Source organism: Alteromonas antoniana (assembly GCF_019249295.1).
GTDB classification, from domain to species: Bacteria; Pseudomonadota; Gammaproteobacteria; order Enterobacterales; family Alteromonadaceae; genus Alteromonas; species Alteromonas antoniana.
In genome coordinates this window covers 15,520-36,937 of the sequence record NZ_JAESDH010000025.1, presented here as the reverse complement: position 1 = coordinate 36,937, position 21,418 = coordinate 15,520, and the positions used below count along the sequence as shown (strand labels likewise).

The window sequence follows — 21,418 nt, the reverse complement described above, 5'->3', positions numbered from 1 at the left end:
TCATTATGGTTGAAATACTCGTTGCCGATGATCATCCACTGTTTCGCTACGCCATTACTGACTTTGTTGAGCGAAATATTCCTGACACACAAACCATTACCTGCACCGACCTGGATGCAGCATTGGAGCAGGCAGAGGAAAATCCCAATATTGATTTGGTGTTGCTCGATCTGAATATGCCGGGAATGGACGGACTGAACGGAATCGTACGGTTTAAGAATCAGTATCCGGAAATTCCTATTGTTATCGTGTCGGCGGAAGAAGAGAAAAGTGTGGTGCTGCAGGCCTTTACTTATGGTGCCGTTGGCTTTATCACAAAGTCTTCCAGCTGTGAGCAGATAGTTGCTGCGCTTCAGCAAGTGTTGTCCGGTCAGGTATATTTGCCGCCGGATATCATTCGTAACGGCGGCGCCTCTAAGCCGCGTAATGACGCTGCATCCCAACAAATTGATCCTAAGCTTATCGGCGCACTTACCCGCCGACAGTTGTTAGTATTTGAGTGCATTGCCAAAGGCAAGTCCAACAAGCAGATCGCCTACGAGCTGAATATTGCTGAAACCACAGTAAAAGCCCATGTGTCAGCCATACTGAGCAAATTAAATGTGCATAACCGCATTCAGGCAGCGTTGTGTGCTGCCAGCATCGACTTTAATCATTACTTGGTGCGCTAGACAGGCAGTGAGACGCATAGTCAGAGGTTGCCGACTCGGCACGTTCTCTCAACTGGCTTGAGAGAGGACTTGATGGCTGGCTGAACGTCAGCCAGATAGGGAGCAACTCGCTTTGAACGGTGCCGCTATCCTGTTTTAAGCAGGTGTTAAAGCCGTCTCAGCTCACAGCCGCTTTGCTTAACAAGTGCGATAGGGCCATTTTCATTTTGTGTGGCTTCACCGGCTTATTCAATAAAGAATAGCCCTTCTTACGTACCTGCTGGCGCAGCTCATTCGTATAATTAGCCGTGATCATAATGACCGGCACCTCTACACCCAGGGTGTCCTCGGTAATTTGCAACGCGTCAAATCCGGTATCGCCATCATCAAGGTGGTAATCCGCAACGATAAGGTCGGGCGACAGCGTTTTTAACCAGCGGGTATTCCGCAGTTCATCGAGAGTCTGCACAGTGGTGACATGACACCCCCATCCACCCAGTAACTGACGCATACCTGTGCAAATCGCTTCATCGTTATCAATAATTAATATCGAGGCACCTTCCAGGTTCTGGTTAAAGGTATCTTCAATGCTGGGTTTGGAGGGCATCTCCTCGCGGGAACGGATTTGTCCGTAGGGCAATAGCACGCTGAATGTCGAGCCCCGTTTTTCCTTTGAGTCAACGTGTATACGGTGGCTCATCACTGACGCCAGTTTGTCGACGATGGCCAGACCGAGACCGAGCCCCTGATCGTGACGGCGCTTTTTCGCTTCGACCCGGTTAAACTCCTGGAATATTTCGCCCAGTTTGTCCTGCGGTATACCGATGCCGGTATCGGTGATCTGAATCTCCAGGCCGTCTTTACGGTGTCTCACTCCCAGCAGTATGCTTCCGCGATTTGTGTAGCGAATCGCATTGCTGAGCAAATTACGAAGGATGCGGGCCAGCAGATATGCATCCGAATGCACCACTCTGGCTGATGTCTGAAAGCGGAACCTGAGACCCTTTGCCTCGGCCTGTGGACGAAACTCGTTTTGCAGGTTACTGAGCAGATCTTCAATTACAAAATCATCCAGCACAGGTTCAATCAACCCTGCCTCAAGCTTTGAAATATCCACCAGTGCTGTAATTAAAGACTCTAAATTCTCTAACGAATAACTTAATGAAGTCAGTAGTTTAGATGCATCGCCTGAAAGCGGTAATTCAGTAAGGGCGCCTGCAAACAGGCGCGCTGAGTTCATTGGTTGCAGCAAGTCATGACTGGTTGCCGCCAGAAATTTGCTCTTAGATTCGTTGGCTTTATCGGCTTCGCGCTTTGCTTCCAGTAAGCTGATCTCGGCCAGTTGTCTGTCTTCAATTTCTTTACGTAGTTGGTTATTAATTTCTGAAATCTTTTTCGTGCGCTGATTAACCCGCTGCTCCATATAATCATAGGCGTGCTTAAGGGCTTTCGCTGTGCGGCGTTGTTCGGTTACATCCTGCTCCAGCGCGAAAAAGCCAATGACGTTACGTTGCTGATCAAAGTGCGGAATAAAAGACTTATTGGAAATCCGGGTGTCGCCGCTATCATTAGCCTGCTCAATTTCAAAATTCACCGCCTGCCCGAGCATGGCGCGTTCAATATAAATATACAGATTGTTAAACGCATTCTCCCCCAGCACGTCACGCAAGTGATGACTGAGTATTTCAGCACGTGAACGGTGAAAGCAGCGCTCGAACTCTCGGTTGACGAATTCATAACACATTTCCTTATTCACGTAAGAAATCTGAGCCGGCATCGCATCTGTAATGAGACGAATGCGCTGCTCACTTTCTTTCAGTGCCTGCTGATGATGGCTGCGTTCAGTAATGTCGGTGTAAGTATTTAAAAAGCCGCCGCCGTTGAGCACATGGCGTTTAAGCAGAATCACTTTACCGCTTGCCAGCGTTTTTTCGATTTCGAACACCTCACCCTGTAACAGTGCCGGCATTTCGTATTCCGGCAGGCGTTCGTTGAGTTCACTTTCTTCTAGCAGTGACACATAGTTCACACCGCGTCGAACGTTACTCTCGTCGATATCGGCAATTTCCACAAAGCGCTGGTTCCAGGTTTCCAGTTCGCCATTAGCATTTACCAGCGCCACGCCTTCAGACATATTTTCCAGTGTTGCTTTGAGCAATGCTGCCTGTTCGGCCATTGCCTGTTCATAACGCAGCTCTTCGCTCTGTTTTATTGTGGTGATATCGGTATACACCACGACCAGCCCACCTTCTGCTGTTTTACGCTCGGACATCTGGATCCAGGTACCGTCCTTCAGTCGGAATATGGTTTGTGTGATAGGTTCGCGGGTGGTGGTGACTTTCTTCTGCGCTTTTGAAGCACGATCAACCAGAGGCAAGGAGGCGGCGGTAATTTCCTGAAAGGTGGTTTTACCCAGTTCAAAATCGATATGGTGCTGACGCCAGAATTCACTGCAGCGACTGTTTACCAGTACCATTTTCCTGTCACTATCAAACAGTGCGAACGATTCGGAAATACTCTCTATGGCGTCACTTAACCGTTGTCTGTCCTGATCGGAAGATAAGCGGCTTAGTTCGGCGTCACGGGTAGCTTTTTCTAACTGTTGATTAGACTCTTCCAGACGATGCAGCGCTTGCTGCAATTTGTAAGTACGCTCTTTGACTTTGTCTGCCAGCATTGCGGCATCTTCAAACGACTGATAGGCATCGCTATGGTTTCCCCAGCCCATTTCGACGCGGCGCATCAGTACGCTGTTTATCTTTTTCAGCTTTGCGTTTTCATAGCGAAGGCGCTCAAGCTCTTCACTGCCGGTTTCCTGCTCTGTCGGGGGAAACGAACTATGTAACGGGATAGGGGGCGTGTTTTCTTTCACGGGGATATCCTATGGCCACACCAGTAAAAGTGTGGTTCAAATGCAGTCCGTTAATCTGCTCACCATAGGTACTAAACCCGATGACGTTGTGTTTGCGATATAACGCAGACATGTCGTCTTCCAATGCATGGTTTTTAATTTCGATGCGTCGGTGAATGCAGTCAAAGCCAATCAGTAACTGCAGGTCACCCACCGATTCGGTAAGCAGATTAAAAATCATAGAAGTATGCGACAGCAAACCGGGGGATGACATCTTTGTCAGCACCACGCCCGAGTCGATAGCGCAGAAAAAGGTCAGGCTGAGATCATCGTTAACCTGCTGAATACTGCGGATGTAGAGATGGTCTCCTACCTGAACAGCGAGCGGGTACATGGCAAATGTTTCAGAATTAAGATCTTCCAGCTTCAGGCCATTTATCCGGCAGTACTCCAATGCAGCAGGCTCAGCGTTGAATTCCTGTACCACGCGAAGATCCGGGGCCACCTGTGTTACGACCAGCTTTTCCGTATGCGGAGCCAGATGGTGATAACTGAATACCTCAAACGGGTTAGCGGTGTTCACCAGCATAATAACCGCAGCATTGCCGTAAAATTTACCGTTGTAAAACACCTGCGTGTCGACAAAGTGTTGATCATCGCCGGCAGAGCCTCCAACCAGCGGAATGTCCTGCAAACTCATGCTCAATGCATTGATTACCAGCTCTTCACGAACCGACAAACCATCAAGCAGCGACAGCGCAAAGCTACTCTCCTGTAGCGACGCGTCTGAGACAGCTTTCTGGCGAAGTCTTTCAAGCATGCCGTTTACCAGATTATCGCTGTCTGCATCGGTAAACGCGACAAGGTTATCTATAAGTACGGTTTCAGTAGCAAATTGATTTTTGTCCAGTGCGAACGCACTGATGGACTGCTTACCATACCCCAGAGGCGTTATTTCCCCAGCTGATGTACAGCCAATCAGCGTGGTATTTGCAAAATACTGGTTAAGCTCTTTGGACAACACTTCCAGCGGGTAACTGACACAACAGTAAAATACTACACATTCCGGCTCACAATCTGCCAGTGCCTCGTATATTTCTTTTGCTGCTTTTACCGGGTCGGATTGGTCCGAGCCAGCACGGGCAACACCTGTCAGCGTCTGTGATTCAGAAGCTAACGCTACTTGTTCTCGGCCCATGTGTCCTCCTGAGGTATGGAGGAATAATATCGCTTTCACAATTGCTTAACAAGAAATGGTGTCATGTTTTAACAACTTGTCCGACCGTTGCAGGATGCTGCAATAAAGCACCGAAGCGGGCATACAGCGACTGGCTGGTTTGGGTAACGTTATCAGCAAAAACATGACGGGGGCGTGGAAGTGTTACCGGCACATCGTGAAGCACGGTCATAGGCGACTCGCTCAACAATAAAATACGATCAGCAATGCAAACGGCTTCTTTTAAATCATGGGTAACATACAGGATAGTGGATGTCGTTTGCTGATGTAGTGACAGCAGTAGCTGGCGAAGCCCTTCCGCCGCCGGGGCATCAAGTGAAGAAAAGGGCTCGTCCATTAACAGTAGCGCCGGGTTGTACATAAAGGCACGGGCCAGCGCAACGCGCTTGGCCATGCCACCTGACAGCTGACCGGGGTAAGCCTGAATGGCATGTCCAATGCCTACCTGGGTAAGCAATGTCTCTGCGTGACGGCGGGTGTCCGGTGTGTCTGTATTCGCAACCAGCATGACGTTATCAAGTACGGTAAGCCAGGGCATAAGTCTGGCTTCCTGAAACATAATGCCAACATCGTGTTCGGCTTCACTGTTAATGCGAATGGTGCCATCGAACGCGGCGTCCAGACCCGCTATCATCTGAAGCAGTGTGCTTTTCCCGGCACCAGAGGGACCAACCAGCGCAACGATTTCACCCTGCGCCGCCGCAATATTAAGGTCCGCGATGACGGTATTGCCATGGAAAGCTTTCTCACGAATATGGATGTTTAACATTGGCGCCATCCCGAGACTTTGCGTTCCCAGGGGCGTAATACCGCACCCTCAATAAAATAAATAACTGCCGCGAAGGCCAGGGTATAAGCGAGAATGCTGGTAATATCAAAGAACTGAAAAAATGTACTTAGCTGAAAACCCACCCCGTCGCTACAGCCGATAAGCTCTACCACCAGTACAATTTTCCAGACCAGCGCCAGCCCGCTTCTGGCTGAGGCCAACAGGTAAGGGTAAAGCTGTGGTAAATACACTTTGGTAAAAGTGCGAAACACGGAAAGGCGATACGCCCTGGCGACGTTCATGAGATTGGTATCGATAGCTTTCGCCCCTTCACGCAGGGTAACTGCCACGTTAGGCGCTTTGTTGATAATCACTGCCAGAATGGCCGAAAACTCGTTAAGGCCGAACCACATTAAACACAGGATAATAGTGACCAGCGCCGGAATATTCAGTGCCAGCGTTAAAATGCCGTCCAGCCATAAATCAACCCGGCGGAAGTGCCCCATAACCAGTCCCAGCAAAATACCCAGTGCCATTGCCAGCACAAAGCTAATGGCTACTCGTTGTAAGGTTATACCCAGATGATGCAGCAGTTCTCCACTTTGAATGGCTACGCCAAGATTTCTGAATACCGCCAGGGGGGATGGTAATAGGGCAGGTTCAAACCAAACCACACTCATCTGCCAGATAACCAACAGTATTGAGAGCGACAGGCATCTAACCATAAACGGTGTATGGCCGCTCCCTTTTGCCGGTTGCACTGTGTCAGACACAGGCTTAATGTGCTTCTGCACGAGTCCAGAAGATATCATCGGGTAAATCCGTAAGGGTGCCGGTCAATGCGTTACCATCCTGATTTGCACGTAAATGTAAAAACAGGCTCTGGAGTTGATATCGGTCGTCTTTCTCAAGTACATCCGCAATGCCATCGCGATAGGCCGAAATAAGATACGGCCTGACATCACCGGAGAACTTGCTGGTGAATGAAGGGATGCGTTGCCAAAGGGTGTCATCGTGTTTCATGCGCTTTCTGGCGCTCGCTGAGGTACTAAGAAAGGCCTGCAATGTGGCCTGATTATTATCAGCCCAATGCTGACTGAATACCCAGCCAATGACCGGAATATCACCTTTGATATTCAGTGAGTCGAGTACCGACGACATCGTTGTTAATGTGGTCATACCCTTTGCATTAAGTTGCGCTGCGTAATGCCAGAAGTTTATCACTGCATCCAGCTGGCCCTGCTCGATCAGCGCGTTTAGCATAGGTGGAGCGGCAAATTTCAGAGTGGTGTCGGCAGGCAGATCAATGCCTGTCCTGGCGTTAAGAAAGGCACGATAGAGCACGTAATTTTTATTGGCAGTACCGCCTGCAATGCCGATACGTTTGCCACGGAGATCTGCTAAAGAATGAATATTGGCGTCAGGACGCGCTACCAGCACGCCTGCCGCAGTAGAATAGGGATAGAAGTAATAATTGCGGCCGGCTTCTTTTTGACGTGCAACCCAAAGCCAGTCGTTAATAATCATGTCGACTTTTCCGCCCTGCAAGGCTACCAGTAATGCTTGTGGCGACCCTAAAAGGACGCGTTCAATGGTGAGCTCGCGCTCGTCGGCCAACTTCAGCTGTTCAATAACGTCCATCTCCCAGTTCAGGGTGCCGTACTGGAGCACACCAACGCGCACAGTATTCTGAGCCGTGGCGGAACAGGTCAGGAAGACACACGCAAAAACGAGCAGAATGCGGAACATCATGACAGCTTACTCTGCTGTGGTCGGGTCGATCATGCGCTGTACCTTGTTTACCCGGTTGGCCGGTAAACCGAGGCGTTCAGCATGATCAAGAATGTGTTGTTCGTCAGGCGCGATATACACGCAATAGACTTTGTTATCGGTCACGTAACTTTCAATCCATTGCACACCGGGGCCCAGTTGCCTGAGGATATCGCAGGATTGCTGTGAGGTGTCCTGAAGCTGCGCGTCTGTTAACTGGCCAGCGCCATCTATCTCGCGCTCAATGATGAATTTCGGCATGTCTTATACTCCTGTGATAAGGAAAAAGGTACCCACAACTGTGGGTACCGGACTTACGCCTTTTCAGGCAACGCTTTTAGAAAAAGCCAAGAGGGTTGATATCGTAGCTAACCAGCATGTTTTTGGTTTGCTGATAGTGGTTCAACATCATCTTATGATTTTCACGGCCAACACCGGATTTCTTGTAACCACCAAATGCCGCGTGTGCTGGGTAAGCGTGATAACAGTTCATCCATACACGACCGGCCTCAATGCCACGTCCCATGCGATAGGCTCGGTTGGTGTCACGGGTCCACAGGCCTGCACCCAGACCAAACTCGGTATTGTTTGCGAGAGCAAGGGCTTCTGCTTCATCTTTGAAGGTGGTTACACCGACAACTGGACCGAAAATCTCTTCCTGGAACACGCGCATGTCGTTGTTACCTTTCAGCAGGGTAGGTTCAACATAGAAACCTTTGCTGAAGCCTTCTACGCTGGCGGGACCGCCACCGATAAGCACTTCCGCACCTTCTTTCTTACCAATTTCCAGGTAGCCCAGGATTTTGTCATACTGTTCTGCAGACGCCTGAGCACCAACCTGGGTATCGGTATCCAGTGGATTACCGCGTTTAATTTGCTGCGTGCGTGCAATCACCAGAGAGATAAAGTCGTCGTACATGTCTTCCTGAATGAGAGCACGTGACGGACAAGTACAGACCTCACCCTGATTAAAGAAAGCCAGTACAGTCCCCTCAACACATTTGCTCAGGAATTCATCTTCGTGCTTCATCACGTCTGAGAAGTAGATGTTAGGTGACTTACCGCCCAGTTCTACCGTAGACGGAATGATGTTGTCGGCAGCACATTTAAGAATGTGTGCACCTACCGGCGTTGAGCCTGTGAAAGCGATTTTCGCAATACGCTTGCTGGTGGCCAGCGCCTCACCGGCTTCACGACCGTAGCCGTTGACGATGTTCAGTACACCTGGCGGCAACAGATCACCGACCAGCTCTGCAAACAGCAGGATAGTGGCGGGTGTTTGCTCTGCAGGCTTGAGTACCACACAGTTACCGGCTGCCAGTGCCGGTGCCAGTTTCCATGCGGCCATCAGAAGCGGGAAGTTCCAGGGGATAATCTGACCAACTACGCCTAATGGCTCGTGGAAATGATAGGCGATGGTGTTTTTATCAATTTCACTGATACCGCCTTCCTGTGCACGGATGCTACCGGCGAAATAGCGAAAGTGGTCAGCCGCAAGTGGTACGTCTGCGTTCAGGGTTTCACGTACGGCTTTGCCGTTGTCCCAGGTCTCAGCGACAGCCAGCATTTCCAGATTGGCTTCAATGCGATCGGCAATTTTCAGCAGAATGTTTGAGCGTTCGGTCACTGAGGTGGAACCCCATGCCGCTTTGGCTTTGTGTGCAGCGTCCAGTGCCAGCTCAATATCTTCCGCGCTTGAACGCGGGATTTGACAGAAAACTTCGTTGTTTACGGGAGACACGTTATCAAAGTACTGGCCTTTTACTGGGGCCACCCAGTCGCCGCCAATGTAATTGCTATAACGGTCTTTGAAAGAAACGACTGAATTTTCATGTCCAGGTTGTGCATAGATCATGTTGCTTACTCCGGTTTTCAAATATAAAAGCGTTGCCAGAATTGCCGGGGAAGCGATTTTAGGTCCGGCCCCGGCGGCCGGAAATGTCTGCTGCTATCTGGCGCTAAGCAGCATTAAAAGTTAATCACGGCGCCAAGGGCGATGGTGTCGACGTCTTCTGTTGCACCGCCAATGGAAATCTCGTTCATGTCGTACTCGGCAACAAACGTCACCGCACTGTTAAAGGTGTGGAACCAGGCCAGTTGCGTAGCATCCATTTCCCATGGCGTTTCGGTTTCCACTTCGGTGTTGCCGTAAGAAATTACGAAGCGGTTGTCACCGGCTTTGTAAGACCCCTGAACCAGATAGCCACTGCTGTCCACTTCATCACCGTTTTCGTACATCAATCCCTGCAAACCAAGCGCGTTATCCGTTGGCCCTAATAAAAAGCCGATAGCTTCGCCGCTGAAGCCGGATGCGTGCAGAGCAAATCCACCAACGTTAACTTTGGCGCCGTATGAAACGCCATTAGACTCAACATCACCAGCGACATCACTTTCCGTCGTCTGGTTCAGCATGCCGACAAAGGCGTTAAACATGCCGTTTTCAAATGTGGTGGTGTAAGTTAGTTCGGCTTCAATGCGCGGCATGCTCTCTTCACTGGTGCGGCCCGGGCCAGCATCAATTGAGGTGTTGGACGGGTCAATCAAACCGATGGCTAGTTTAAAGCCGCCGCCAAATTCAGGTGAGCGATAGGTAATTTGTGATGTCGGGAACGGGTAGGTATAGCCGCTGCCGATGTTACCGAACGACACGCCTTGTCCATCGATAAGACCCAGCGTGTCATTGACGTTGCCGTAGCCAATCAGAATTTCGTCTAAGAAAATGTTGGAGCGGTTGAACAGGGTAAAATCTTTGCCTACCAGGATCTGACCCCAGTCAAAATCCAGCGTGGCGTAAAACTGACGAACATCAATGCCAGTAGAAGTAACACCGGTGTTACTGTCGTTGATAGTGACCCAGAACGAAGAACGGCCACCCACTTTCACACCATTGATATCTTTGCTGAAGGTCATGCCGACCCAGTTAGGCAAAAAGCCCATTTTTACCCGCGACTGGTCGCGGTCAACGCCGCTGATGTCGTTTTCGGTACTGCTGTTTACGTAGAAGGTATTGAAGGAAGCATCCACAGAAACGGATGCCACTTCAGGATCGTCATAGATAGTTACTGCCGCATTTGCGGATGTCGCGGTCAGGCCCAGTATTGCAAAGGCCATGGGGGAGAGTCGCGTGCTTGCTTTCGTCAAATTGTTCATGTGTCACCTCTTTTAATTTTTAGTGTTATTGGTAGAGCAACATAAACGTCTCATCCCGGGTTACTCACACCCCAGGTACCTGTTCTGTGCAAGTACTCTTGTTATGCTTCGAGTATTGTGGGAGGAAGGAAAATTGGAAACTCGTCGTTAGGGTCTTTTGTGTTGCACTTTGGTCGGCAAATTGAACCCGTCCACAGAACTAGTTCGTTGGTCGTAGTCTTTCGTATTAGTTCGTACAAGGCTGTAAAGTAGGAAGAAAATCATCCTGAAATGGCAGCGTTGATTGCTTCTCAAGCGCTGCAAAGCCACCTAGTATTCTCAACACAACAATAAACGTTGTGTGATAAAGGCATGTGATGTCTTTATACCTGGCACGACGAAGAGGTATTTATGCAACTCGGACACGTTTTATCTAATGGGACAACCACTCGCCCGGCGAAAAGCCTGGTTTCTCTTGCGGTAGCGCTGTCGCTGTCCTGCGTAGGAAACGTGCAGGCTGGCAGCGATGATCTTGATGACATCGAACGCATTACGACAACTGGCTCGCGGTTTGCTGAATCTGACGACGCTATGCCGGTGGTGATCAGCCGGGTTGGCGAAGACGACATCAGGCTGGTTTCCCCGGCGCATATCGAAGAGGTACTGAAATTCGTTGCCGGTGCAGGCGTGCAACGGGGTAACGGGCAGGAATATCTGCCAGCTTTGCGTTCGCAGGTATTCACCGGGGCGGGCGCATGTGGTGGCTTGCTAACCGCAGAAGACGGCATTCCGCTTCGTGCTGCCGGCTTTTGTAATATCAATGAGCTGTTCGAGGCGCACTCTGAAATGGCGCAACGCATAGAAGTGTTAAAGGGGCCGGGTTCGGCGCTTTATGGCTCTAATGCGGTACACGGCGTAATCAATGTGATTACCCCCGATACCACCCGCGATATCGGCATGTTGGGATTTGATTATGGTTCCTATGGATATAAGCGGGCCAAGTTACGTCAGGGAAAAGACTTCGGGAACAGTGGGATTGGCATTAATGCCAGTGTCACGCATGACAGTGGTTACCGCGATGGTGAAGGCGTGCAGCAGGAAAAAGTCAATCTGCGTCATCGCTATGATGCTGAGGGGCTGACACTGACCACCGGCTTTACCTATACTAACCTGGATCAGGATACCGCGGGCTATGTCAGTGGGTTTGAAAGCTACAAAGATGCAGACCTGGCACAGGGTAACGAAAACCCGGACGCGTTCAGAAAAAACCGGGCAGTGCGCCTGTGGACGAATGCGAAATGGGACCTGGGTGAAGACAAACTGCTGTCTGTAACGCCGTATTTCCGTAACCAGAGCATGGATTTTCGCATGCACTTTTTGCCAGGCACGCCGCTTGAGAAAAATGATCAGCAAGGGTTCGGCTTACAGTCGCTTTATCAACAGCCGTTGAACGATAACTGGCGAGTGGATATGGGCGTGGATTATGAATATACCGAGGGTGGCCTGCAGCAGTTTCAGGACGGCCCGACACAGGGATCAGCGTTTCTGGTGGCGACCGTCCCTGAAGGTCAGCACTACGATTATCAGGTGGATGCCACGTTGTGGGCGCCGTTTGCCTCTTTAGTGTGGGAGCAGGACGCCTGGACCGTCACCCTTGGGGCGCGTTATGAATACATGAATTACGATTACACCAACAACATGATCGCAGGTCGCACCCGTGATGACGGTACCGAGTGTGGATTTGGCGGCTGCCGCTACTCTCGTCCTCCCAGCGGAAACGATCATTACAGCAATCTGAGCCCGAAGTTTGGAGTCAGCTACCAGTATTCAGATAATACGCGCTTTTACGCCAATGTTTCAAAAGGGTACCGGGCACCTCAGGCTACCGAACTGTACCGCCTGCAGCGCAACCAACAAACAGCGGATCTGGACAGTGAAACGGCCACCAACGTTGAGGTGGGTGTGAAAGGGTTCTACGAGAATCTGTCGTACGTGGTGTCGGCGTATAATATGAATAAAGATAACTTTATTTTCCGCGACAGTGACTTCTTCAATGTAAATGACGGTGAGAGTCGCCATCGCGGTATTGAGGTAGAACTGCGCTACCAGTTTTCCCCTGCCTGGGATCTTACCGTGGCAGCCACCCATGCGCGTCACACCTATGAGCACAGTCAGGTATTAAGTGACATTAACATCAAGGGTAATGATATTGATACCGCGCCACGTACGCTGGCAAATGCGCGCGTAGGTTGGAATGTAACCGCCAACTCACGGATTGAACTGGAATGGCAGCACGTGGATGAGTATTACACCGACCCGGAGAATTTGCATGAGTATGAGGGTCACGATCTTATGCATCTTCGCGCTTCAGTCAGCGTCACAGATAACCTCACAGTGTATGGCAGGGTGTTGAACCTGACGGACGAGGCGTATGCAGAACGCGCAGATTATTCAAGCTTTGGCGGTGATCGTTACTTCCCGGGGTTGCCTCGCCACCTCATGGTCAGCGCTGAATATCAGTGGTAAGCTAGCTCGCAGTATGGTCTGGCTGTTCAAGCAGGCCATACTGCTACATGATGCCTTTTGCACTCAACGATGCGCCTGACCCAGATCGTCATTTCAGACATGCACTTATGCGTGAGTCTATGTCTGAAATGATTGAGAAACCCCCCAGTTACTACAGGTAAATTATTGCGTTTGCCTGTACCACGGTTGTTCTTCTTCCCGTTGTGGCCGCCAGCCCAGCGCGATGCGTTACCTGTAATAATTGGTATTTGGAAATCTCATGAAAAAAATTATCGTAGTTGGTGGCGGCGCCGGCGGGTTGGAATGTGTGACCCGCTTAAGCCGAACGCTGGGAAAAAAAGGCCTGGCGGAAATAACACTGGTCGACAAAAGCCGCACGCATATCTGGAAACCGCTCCTTCACGAAGTGGCTGCAGGTGTCATCGACAAACATTCCGATGGCGTAGACTACGCCATGCATGCTGCCAGGCATCATTATCAGTTTCAGCTAGGATCATTGTGTAATATCGATTCGCAAACAAAAATGATTCAGCTGGAGGCGATTTATGATAGCGATGGCGAACAAATCCTGCCCGAAAGAAGCCTCCATTATGATCACCTGGTATTGTCCATAGGCAGTGTCTGCAATGACTTTGGCACCCCCGGAGTGCTGGACAACTGCTATTCACTAGACTCTCTGGATGGTGCCGAGCGGTTTCACCGGGCACTGCTTAATCAGCTGCTGCGTATCAATCAGGGCTGCGTAGATAAGCATGAATTGAAGGTAGCCATTGTTGGTGGCGGTGCCACCGGCACTGAGCTGGCTGCACAGCTGCATCACGTCGCCAATCTTGCCAAAGCTTATGGGATGCCGGAGATGTCTGCCGAGCGTCTGAAAGTGTCTATTATTGAAGCCGGTGAGCGCATTCTTCCAGCCCTGCCGGAGCGAATTGCGGCATCTGCACGTCAGGCGCTGACAAAGCTCGGGATCAGGGTAATGGAAGGTACGATGGTGTCTGAAGCCGATAAGGAGGGATTTATCACCAAGGATGGCAGCCGCATTGATGCGGATTTAATGGTGTGGTCGGCCGGTGTCAAAGCCCCGGACTTCTTAACGGAACTTGGCCTGTTTGAGACTAACCGTGCGAATCAAATCCTGGTGAAACCCACATTGCAAAGCACGGTTAGCGATTCAGTTTATGTGGTGGGGGACTGTTGCGGGATAAAACAGGAAGATGACAGCTGGGTACCCCCGCGGGCGCAATCTGCGCATCAAATGGCCTCAACAGCCGCGACTAATCTGGTTCGTGAGTTTCAGGGCAAAGCTCTGAAGTCTTTCCATTACAAAGATTATGGATCGTTGGTGCACTTAAGCAAATACAGCACCGTAGGCAGTCTGATGGGCGCGCTGGTGAATTCCAGTATGTTCATTGAAGGGCGATTAGCCAAACTGGTGTATGTGTCGCTCTATAATATGCATCAGTTCGCTGTGCACGGAAAATTACGCGGTGTGCTTGCTATCATCAACCGCAAGTTAAGCAGTGCGCTGAGCCCGAAATTGAAGCTGCACTGAGCGTTAGTCGACGTGGCAACGTAAGAACTCTGCAATGCGGCCGGTTATCCTGCCGGGCGGTGTTAGTGATTTTATGATTAGTGGGCACAGCAATGTCGACAGATAAGTTCGATACCGCGCTTTCATCGCGAAATGAGATTGCCTGCTGCCCCTAAAGCTGGCGAGTGTTGGTGATTGCGTCCCTGACCAGGCCTCTCACGCAAAGCACAGTCAGAAAGGTATTTTCGCCCTTTGGAGAATCCATGACTAAATACTGGGTGTTTCTGGCCATTGCTATCGTGGCTGAAGTGGCAGCAACCTCTGCGCTGAAATTAAGTGATGGCATGACAAAGTGGGTGCCGACCTTATTCGTTATTGTGGGGTATGGCGTTGCGTTTTATTGCCTAGCACAGGCTATTCAGGCAATCCCGGTGGGCATCAGTTATGCCGTATGGGCAGGTGTCGGAATTGTGCTTATCGCGTTACTGGGATGGGTGATGTTTGGTCAGAAGCTGGACATCGCCGCCATGTTGGGTATCGCCTTTATTATCACCGGCGTTGTACTCATTACGCTGGTCTCAAAAAGCGCAAACTAATAGTCCTTTCACTACTCCCCCGATCGCCAGTATGGGGGATAGGGTCGACATTCCTGATTTTCACGACATCATAAAGATACCCGGTCAATGCCGGGTATCTTTTTCCCGTCTGCCATAGACTGCGTTGACTACCTGTCGCCGCTATCGACAGAGCTTACCGTTAAAACGCGTAGCTCGCATAAATTCGCCACATGCGCGGCGCCCCCACACCAATGAACTCAGGAGACTCGATGTCCGGATAGAGATTCTCCAGAACTTCGTCGGCTTCACCGTAGGTGCCAAAGGTTTCGTAGTCTTTATCCAACAGGTTGTCGACTCTGGCGCCCACCTCCAGGTTGTCATTAACGTGATAGCGCACACCGATATCAACCAGCGTATAGCCAGCTAGCTCACGATTTTCGTTGGCTTCGTCGCCGCGAAAGTACTGACCAGACGTATAGTGAATGTTAGCAAATGTGCTAAAGGACTCCGTTACTTCGTACTCCAGGTTTAAGCCGGTCTGCCACTCGGGTTGTCCCGGAATGCGGTCGCCCGGCATTACCTGACGATCACCACCCAGTGGATTTTGCGGGCTGAACGATACAAACGGTGACTCGAACGTGGCATCCAGATAACTCACCTGGATTTGTGCGTTCAGTGCGCCCAGTTGTGTTGTTGCCTCAAACTCTGCGCCCTGACGCTGCGTTTCGTCGATGTTCACAAAGTAGCCGACTGAAGGGCGTCCGCCTGCTTGCTGAAAAATAATGTCATCACGACTTACGCTGCGGAAAATGGCAGCAGAGAGCGTACCGTTTTCAAATTCTCTGGCATATGTCACTTCCAGCGTATCGGTAACCACTTGATCAAGCGGAGGGTCGGCCACAAAGCCGTTAGGTAATTTGCATGGGTCGTCTTCATCAGCGCAGCTAAGTTCGGCAGGGCTGGGAGTGCGCGAAGACTGACTGTAGCCAACGGTCATCCGCCAGTCGTTTTGCTCATACACCAGCGTTGTTGCTGGGTTAAATCGCGTAAATCCGTGATTGCCGTTAAGCGAGCCTTCACCGGATTCAATGCCGTCGACCATATCAATATCAGAACGGTTGAACCTGCCCGACAACCTTAGTGACCAGTTCTCATTAAGCTGAATCATGTCACTGATAAACGCGTGCAGATGACGCACATCAGTTTGCAGGCGAACCCGTGATCCCATGTCGTAAATGCCGGTACCAGTAACCCCTCTGGTTGAATCTATGGTGTCGTTATCTAAAAGCGCAAATTCTGTATCGCTGCGAAAGTCGATGCTGGCTTCATCCCACCCTGCGCCTAATGTCCAGAAATGAGTGAGATTACCAGACTCATGCTTTCCGCTTAATTCAAAGGCAATACCGTAACTTTTATTATCGGTGAAGCTGGTGTTGGCCGTGCCATCCAGACTGTCGGGATCCACATCGCTAAAAGCATCAAGGGGGGTAAGCGGCGCATACCCGACAAACGCTACCGCATCGTCTTCTTCAAACTCTTCCTCTTTGTCTTCCCCCTCTTGTTCGCTATCATCATCCTCGCCCTCTTCCTCTTCGCAGAGCGTTTCCCCGAAGCCTACATCACATTCTTCATAATCGCTGTCATCGCCATTATAGGTTTCAATTTCATTTTCTCGGTAGTAACCGTTGATAGCGAGTGCTGTGGTATCACTGAGCGACATTTTATGTTGCGCGCTTAAGAAACTAAGCTGTGTAAATGTCTGGTCCGGGCGGGTGAAAATAGCGCGTCGGCCCTCTTCAGCAATAAGCTCCACAGGAATGGCACCGTTCCCTATCATGTTATTGTCTGTAAATAAGGAGGTGATCAGCGTTTCAGAATCTGCTGTTTTATACGACAGGTTGGCCATGGCCTGACGCAATGATGTTGGCGAGAACCGGCGCCAGCCATCTTCTTCATAGACGTTCGCATTGACGTAATAGCCCCAGTCTCCGTTATTGCCCCCCGATTGTAGATTCAGACCCTGCTGCCCGTAGCGCCCGCCCTGAAGCAGAATTTGGTTTTGCTCGAAGGTGAAACCGGTTTTGCTCTCCACAAGCAGTGCTCCGCCCAGAGTGTTTTGTCCGAAAACCGGGTTTGCGCCAGATGCCAGCGACACGCTTTCAATTGCCGTTACCGGAATAAGGTCCCAGTTCACCGTATCTCCAAACGGCTCGTTAAAACGCGTACCATTCAGGTAAACCGACAGGCCCTGAGGCATGCCTAACAAGGGAGATGCGGTAAAGCCACGGTACTGAACATCCGTTTGAAAGGGATTATTCTGGACATCATTGATGGTTACGCTGTTCAGGTTTGCATCCAGTACGCGGGCCAGTGATATTGCCTGAGATTTTTTCAACTTTTCAGCAGACAGCCGTTTTATCACATCCCCGTCGTGTTCAGAGAGCGGGGTTTGATTGTAAATAAGGATATTTTCTACCTCATCCCAGTTCGGCATCGCAGCCAGCGCGTTATTTGCCAGCAGCAGGCATCCCGGCAATATCAATGTTATGGGTGTCCTTTTCATCGGTATTCTTTATTCAGTGGTTATGCTGCAACAATAGAAAATGTTTTGAGATACCGATATTGGGTAAAAGCGTTGTGGTATTGGTACTTTGGTCGTAAATCTAAAGTGGTTAGGTGGTGACGGAGAGCCACCTGCATCAAAAGGCCGGACATTAAGCCGGTTATGCGCCGGATAACTGTTTTTATCGTTAAACGGTACTTCATAATTGGCAAAACAGTCGTATATTTGAACTATAAGCGTGGGTCCAGGCTCTTAATGACAGGAGTACGTTGGCACCACGCTTACCGGAGTATGTGAATGCGTCATATGAGTTGGTTAATTGTTCTGCTGCTGATACTGGCACCTGTGAAGGTGGCGGCGGCGGATGATCATGCCAGCGTCACTGCGCAATCTGATCTTAGTCTTATTAGTGCGGTACTGTCTGACGTTGCTGACAACACTGTCACTGTGGATGAAGAATCTGACGGCCCGGATTCAATAAGCCGCCGCCTGTTCACTGATGTCATGGTATATCATGGACATCAGCTAGCTCACAACCAACAAGCGATACAGCCTTCACGGTATGCCCTTAACGGCATTCGTGCTCCCCCGGTTACTCATTAACAACTTGCACTTGCGGTACAAGGCCGCGAATCAATTTATTGTTAATGAGGACTGTATTATGCACAGCTTACACTTATATCAGACTGAATCTGTAGACAAACTGGCGTGGCCTGTCGTTACGCACGCTATCACGCTGAAATCATCAGCGATGTTAATTTTCACCGATTTCAAACAGCACGTTCCCCATGTTGTCGATGTTGATACGCCGGCCATTGAGCTGGAAAGGCTGATGAAAAAATCGCACATAAAAATGCAGCTGGTGCTGAATGCCAAAGGCCAGTTTGTGGGTATCGTTTCACTAAATGATTTAACCGAACAGGCCATAATGCAAAAAGCCACCCAGCTGGGGCTTGCCCGTGAGGAGCTGCGCGCAGGAGATTTTCTGCGTTCAAAAACGTCACTGCAGTCATTCGACTTCGATGAGCTGACCCGCTCCAGCGTCGGTGACGTAGTGGAAACGCTTAAGGACAATGGTCAGCAACACTGCCTGGTGCTCGATCGTGATGCCCATGAAGTGCGTGGCGTGATCAGCGTTAGCGATGTGGCACGCACATTAAAGCTGCCGCTGGACATTCAGGCTCAACCCTCTTTTTCTTCACTTTCCAAGGTGATAGCTGCGTAACGCGTTTTAGAAAGAGCAAGCATGACGGGCCGGGAGGGTAACACCTTTCGGCCTGTCTTTTATTCTGCGTCTGGTCTGTACGCTAAATGCCACCGACAACTCGTCACACGCTGCTTCCGGGCAAACACTGATGCTTGGTACACGTCATTCTGGACCTCCCCATATGTCGCATTGACAAAATGCGTTTCACTGACGAAGATTCAGATAGCGATAAATGGATTTACTGTTGCGTTGGCGGCAATACGGGTGGAGAGAGCCTGCAAATGAAATATGTTCACGGTGAGTATCTGATAACCTTGTGTGGTGAGCACCTGCTGACACACGCTTACGGCCCATGGAACCGGGAATGTGTAAGCGCATTTAGCCGGGATTATCATCTGGAAGTCACCCCAATGATTGGAAAGCGGTGGGCAGATATCGTGGTGCTCATTGGTGAAAGTCTCCTTATCCCAGAAGCCGAGTCGTTGTTGGTGTCGCGAATAAATGCCGCGGCTGAGTTCGGCCTGGAAGCCGTTGCGTTGGTTATCGGGCGCTCATCGGTAAAAACCTCCACTCGCACTCAATTAGAAAGAATGTATGAAAAAACACCGCTGCCGGTGTCTTTTTTCAGTACATATAAAGAAGCCGCAGCATGGTTAGAATCGCAAGGATTTTCTTCGAGTACTGAACAAGCCGAGGCGCATTTTTCCCGCATTGCGTAAAAGCAATTCGCCGTCCTTGTTCAGAACTGCTGCCAGACAGACTGTCCTAACGTTTTTATTATAAGTGGAACGAAAATCGCATCTTTCAGAGCGTGATCACACTGCATTCACGAATTTATAGTAAAGTTTCACGCAGTAGAGGCAGCACGCATGACAGTTAACCAGCACGCAAGCCCACCGGCGGTGGTCGTAAAAGCCTTTACCTGGGCCTATGAAGAGCTTGGCTGGAGCCGCTTTCAGGCGGCTGAGTTACTGTCCGTCTCTGAGTCGGCGCTTGTGAACTCCCAAAGGACCGGGTTTGAGAGTGATTCTGAACAGTACCTCATTCAGCTGGCCTTTATCCGGATGTACCATTTACTCTATGCGTTGTCAGAAGGAGACAATGATGAGATGCAAGGCTGGCTAAAACAGCCTCATGCAGGATTGTCGGCTATACCAACCACGCTCTGTAACTCGCTGAACGGTCTGCAACGTGTTGTTGAATATCTCGAATCTGAGCAAAGCGTGGATATGGGTGAAAGCGCAAATCACGTTCTGCCAGTATCATTAGCTGACTGGGAATAGTGTTGCCAGAATGAAACGACCTCCAATGTGTATACGCTCATCTACGATCATTTGCTTTTAAATTTATAAAAAACTGCAGTCTCGACGCGAGACTATATGGAAGATAAATTAGAGAATTACGTCAGTTGCGGCACAGCATGCGTATGCCCCCTCTAATCGACAATCAGGAAGTGAAATCAGTGCGCCATCAGGGAACGTTATATCAATGGAACGATGAGAAAGGGTTTGGTTTTGTATTGGCGGATAAGCAAAGGAAGGTGTTTGTGCATATCTCTGCATTTCAACGCCCCGCGCGTCGGCCCAAAGAAGGAGACCATATTGCCTTTGACCTGGAAACGGACGACCGCCAGCGCTTACAGGCAGTACGTATTAAACTGATGGGAGTAAAATCCAGCGCTGCCGACAAGGCTGGCAGGCCACGAAGCGCCCACACCAGGTTTTCACGCGAACAGAAAAGCCCGGCAAGCGTACCGATAATTCCGCTGTTAATTCTGACAGCACTGCCAGTTGTCGCGTTGTTACTACCTGACCTGCGAAGCATTACGACGGCACTGGCAGGACTTAGTCTGTTCACTTTTCTGATGTACTGGAAGGATAAATCCGCCGCCAGAAAGCAGCGAAGTCGGGTTCCTGAAGCAAACCTTCATATTGCAGCGCTGTTAGGAGGATGGCCGGGTGCCTGGATGGCGCAACATATTTTTCGTCATAAAACAGTGAAATCATCGTTCCGTATTATTTTCTGGCTGACAGTGGTGTGTAATCTGGCCGGCACGCTGGTTTTACTGCGCCACTTTTCTTATATATGAAAATGAGTCAACGTTGCGAAAAATGAAACGCTAAGCGAACCTTACGTAGCCGAATCGCGTTGTTCACAGACTAACAGGGGGGCGCAATAGTAACCTCCGACTTGATCATTCTTTCGCCTCGTGAACAGTTGCGCTGATAATTATCCGCCATGGCATTTCCACTATATTTATTTTCATATGAATACTGCAATGTAGGTTGCTGCCGTCTGGCCGTGGCAGGTTTCCTTCCCGGGTACTAATGCCTCCGGCACTCGCGTGCCTGACCCCAGTATCAACTCCCCATGAGTCCTCAATTAAGAGCAGGCTTATGACATTGCAGATAGTATGGTCGTGAACAATATGTGAACGCAATCCGTGTAAAAATTATACGGGTTGTGCGATACAAAGCGAAAAATGTGGTTTGCTAAAAAATTCAAGATGCTTTTTAAGATCATGAGTTAATTGATTATTTTATTGTTCTGACCCCTCTCTTCTGTGGTTCTTGCGGCTGCGAGCGTTATCGCTCTGAGATACTTTGTAAATGATGTGTAATGTTGTTT

18 protein-coding genes are annotated in these 21,418 nt (G+C 50.0%); 9 read left to right on the top strand and 9 right to left on the bottom strand.

Annotated elements, in window-relative coordinates:
• The first annotated feature begins 5 nt into the window (after positions 1-5).
• Positions 6-671, top strand: coding sequence for a response regulator (locus JKP77_RS17950; RefSeq protein WP_218312546.1), 666 nt, complete (start codon positions 6-8; stop codon positions 669-671).
• A 157-nt stretch (positions 672-828) separates the two neighbouring features.
• Here the strand turns inward: JKP77_RS17950 and JKP77_RS17945 are convergent, their stop codons facing one another.
• From JKP77_RS17945 to JKP77_RS17910, 8 genes are all read right to left on the bottom strand, one after another.
• Positions 829-3,522, bottom strand: coding sequence for a NahK/ErcS family hybrid sensor histidine kinase/response regulator (locus tag JKP77_RS17945; protein WP_218312545.1), 2,694 nt, complete (start codon positions 3,520-3,522; stop codon positions 829-831).
• Positions 3,488-4,699, bottom strand: a complete 1,212-nt coding sequence (nosP, locus tag JKP77_RS17940) for a nitric oxide-sensing protein NosP (protein WP_218312544.1) — start codon at positions 4,697-4,699, stop codon at positions 3,488-3,490. The genes JKP77_RS17945 and nosP overlap by 35 nt, the downstream gene beginning before the upstream one ends.
• 61 nt (positions 4,700-4,760) lie before the next feature.
• The gene (locus JKP77_RS17935) at positions 4,761-5,507 is read right to left on the bottom strand and encodes an ABC transporter ATP-binding protein (RefSeq protein WP_218312543.1); all 747 of its coding nucleotides are present in this window, start codon (positions 5,505-5,507) and stop codon (positions 4,761-4,763) included.
• The gene (locus JKP77_RS17930; protein WP_246601266.1) at positions 5,501-6,319 is read right to left on the bottom strand and encodes an ABC transporter permease; all 819 of its coding nucleotides are present in this window, start codon (positions 6,317-6,319) and stop codon (positions 5,501-5,503) included. Before JKP77_RS17930 ends, JKP77_RS17935 begins: the two co-directional genes overlap by 7 nt.
• Positions 6,285-7,259, bottom strand: coding sequence for an ABC transporter substrate-binding protein (locus tag JKP77_RS17925; protein ID WP_218312542.1), 975 nt, complete (start codon positions 7,257-7,259; stop codon positions 6,285-6,287). The genes JKP77_RS17930 and JKP77_RS17925 overlap by 35 nt, the downstream gene beginning before the upstream one ends.
• 6 nt (positions 7,260-7,265) lie before the next feature.
• Positions 7,266-7,538, bottom strand: coding sequence for a DUF4242 domain-containing protein (locus tag JKP77_RS17920; protein ID WP_218312541.1), 273 nt, complete (start codon positions 7,536-7,538; stop codon positions 7,266-7,268).
• A gap of 76 nt (positions 7,539-7,614) precedes the next feature.
• Positions 7,615-9,132, bottom strand: a complete 1,518-nt coding sequence (exaC, locus tag JKP77_RS17915; RefSeq protein WP_218312540.1) for an acetaldehyde dehydrogenase ExaC — start codon at positions 9,130-9,132, stop codon at positions 7,615-7,617.
• Positions 9,133-9,245: 113 nt separating this feature from the next.
• Positions 9,246-10,427 (bottom strand): porin, encoded by a 1,182-nt coding sequence (locus JKP77_RS17910; protein ID WP_218312539.1) that lies wholly within the window; start codon positions 10,425-10,427, stop codon positions 9,246-9,248.
• Positions 10,428-10,817: 390 nt separating this feature from the next.
• Between JKP77_RS17910 and JKP77_RS17905 the strand changes: the two genes are divergently transcribed.
• From JKP77_RS17905 to JKP77_RS17895, 3 genes are all read left to right on the top strand, one after another.
• On the top strand, positions 10,818-12,932 hold the full coding sequence (locus JKP77_RS17905) for a TonB-dependent receptor family protein (RefSeq protein ID WP_218312538.1): 2,115 nt from the start codon (positions 10,818-10,820) through the stop codon (positions 12,930-12,932).
• Between the two features lie 259 nt (positions 12,933-13,191).
• On the top strand, positions 13,192-14,484 hold the full coding sequence (locus tag JKP77_RS17900) for an NAD(P)/FAD-dependent oxidoreductase (protein WP_218312537.1): 1,293 nt from the start codon (positions 13,192-13,194) through the stop codon (positions 14,482-14,484).
• 164 nt (positions 14,485-14,648) lie between these two features.
• Positions 14,649-15,059 carry a DMT family transporter gene (locus tag JKP77_RS17895; protein ID WP_476726941.1) on the top strand — a complete coding sequence of 137 codons (411 nt, stop codon included), beginning with the start codon at positions 14,649-14,651 and terminating at the stop codon, positions 15,057-15,059.
• Between the two features lie 160 nt (positions 15,060-15,219).
• Here JKP77_RS17895 and JKP77_RS17890 read toward each other — a convergent pair whose 3' ends face one another.
• Positions 15,220-17,583 (bottom strand): TonB-dependent receptor, encoded by a 2,364-nt coding sequence (locus JKP77_RS17890; RefSeq protein WP_246601265.1) that lies wholly within the window; start codon positions 17,581-17,583, stop codon positions 15,220-15,222.
• A 297-nt stretch (positions 17,584-17,880) separates the two neighbouring features.
• Here JKP77_RS17890 and JKP77_RS17885 point away from each other — a divergent pair, with 297 nt between their 5' ends.
• From JKP77_RS17885 to JKP77_RS17865, 5 genes are all read left to right on the top strand, one after another.
• Positions 17,881-18,186: a hypothetical protein gene (locus JKP77_RS17885; RefSeq protein WP_218312535.1), complete on the top strand. Its 306-nt coding sequence runs from the start codon at positions 17,881-17,883 to the stop codon at positions 18,184-18,186.
• A gap of 58 nt (positions 18,187-18,244) precedes the next feature.
• Positions 18,245-18,808 carry a CBS domain-containing protein gene (locus tag JKP77_RS17880; protein WP_218312534.1) on the top strand — a complete coding sequence of 188 codons (564 nt, stop codon included), beginning with the start codon at positions 18,245-18,247 and terminating at the stop codon, positions 18,806-18,808.
• A gap of 263 nt (positions 18,809-19,071) precedes the next feature.
• Positions 19,072-19,509: a hypothetical protein gene (locus JKP77_RS17875; RefSeq protein WP_218312533.1), complete on the top strand. Its 438-nt coding sequence runs from the start codon at positions 19,072-19,074 to the stop codon at positions 19,507-19,509.
• Between the two features lie 150 nt (positions 19,510-19,659).
• A complete protein-coding gene (locus tag JKP77_RS17870) occupies positions 19,660-20,073 on the top strand; it encodes an antitoxin Xre/MbcA/ParS toxin-binding domain-containing protein (protein WP_218312532.1) in 414 nt (137 codons plus the stop codon).
• Positions 20,074-20,210: 137 nt separating this feature from the next.
• A complete protein-coding gene (locus tag JKP77_RS17865) occupies positions 20,211-20,879 on the top strand; it encodes a cold shock and DUF1294 domain-containing protein (RefSeq protein ID WP_218312531.1) in 669 nt (222 codons plus the stop codon).
• Positions 20,880-21,418 lie beyond the last annotated feature (539 nt).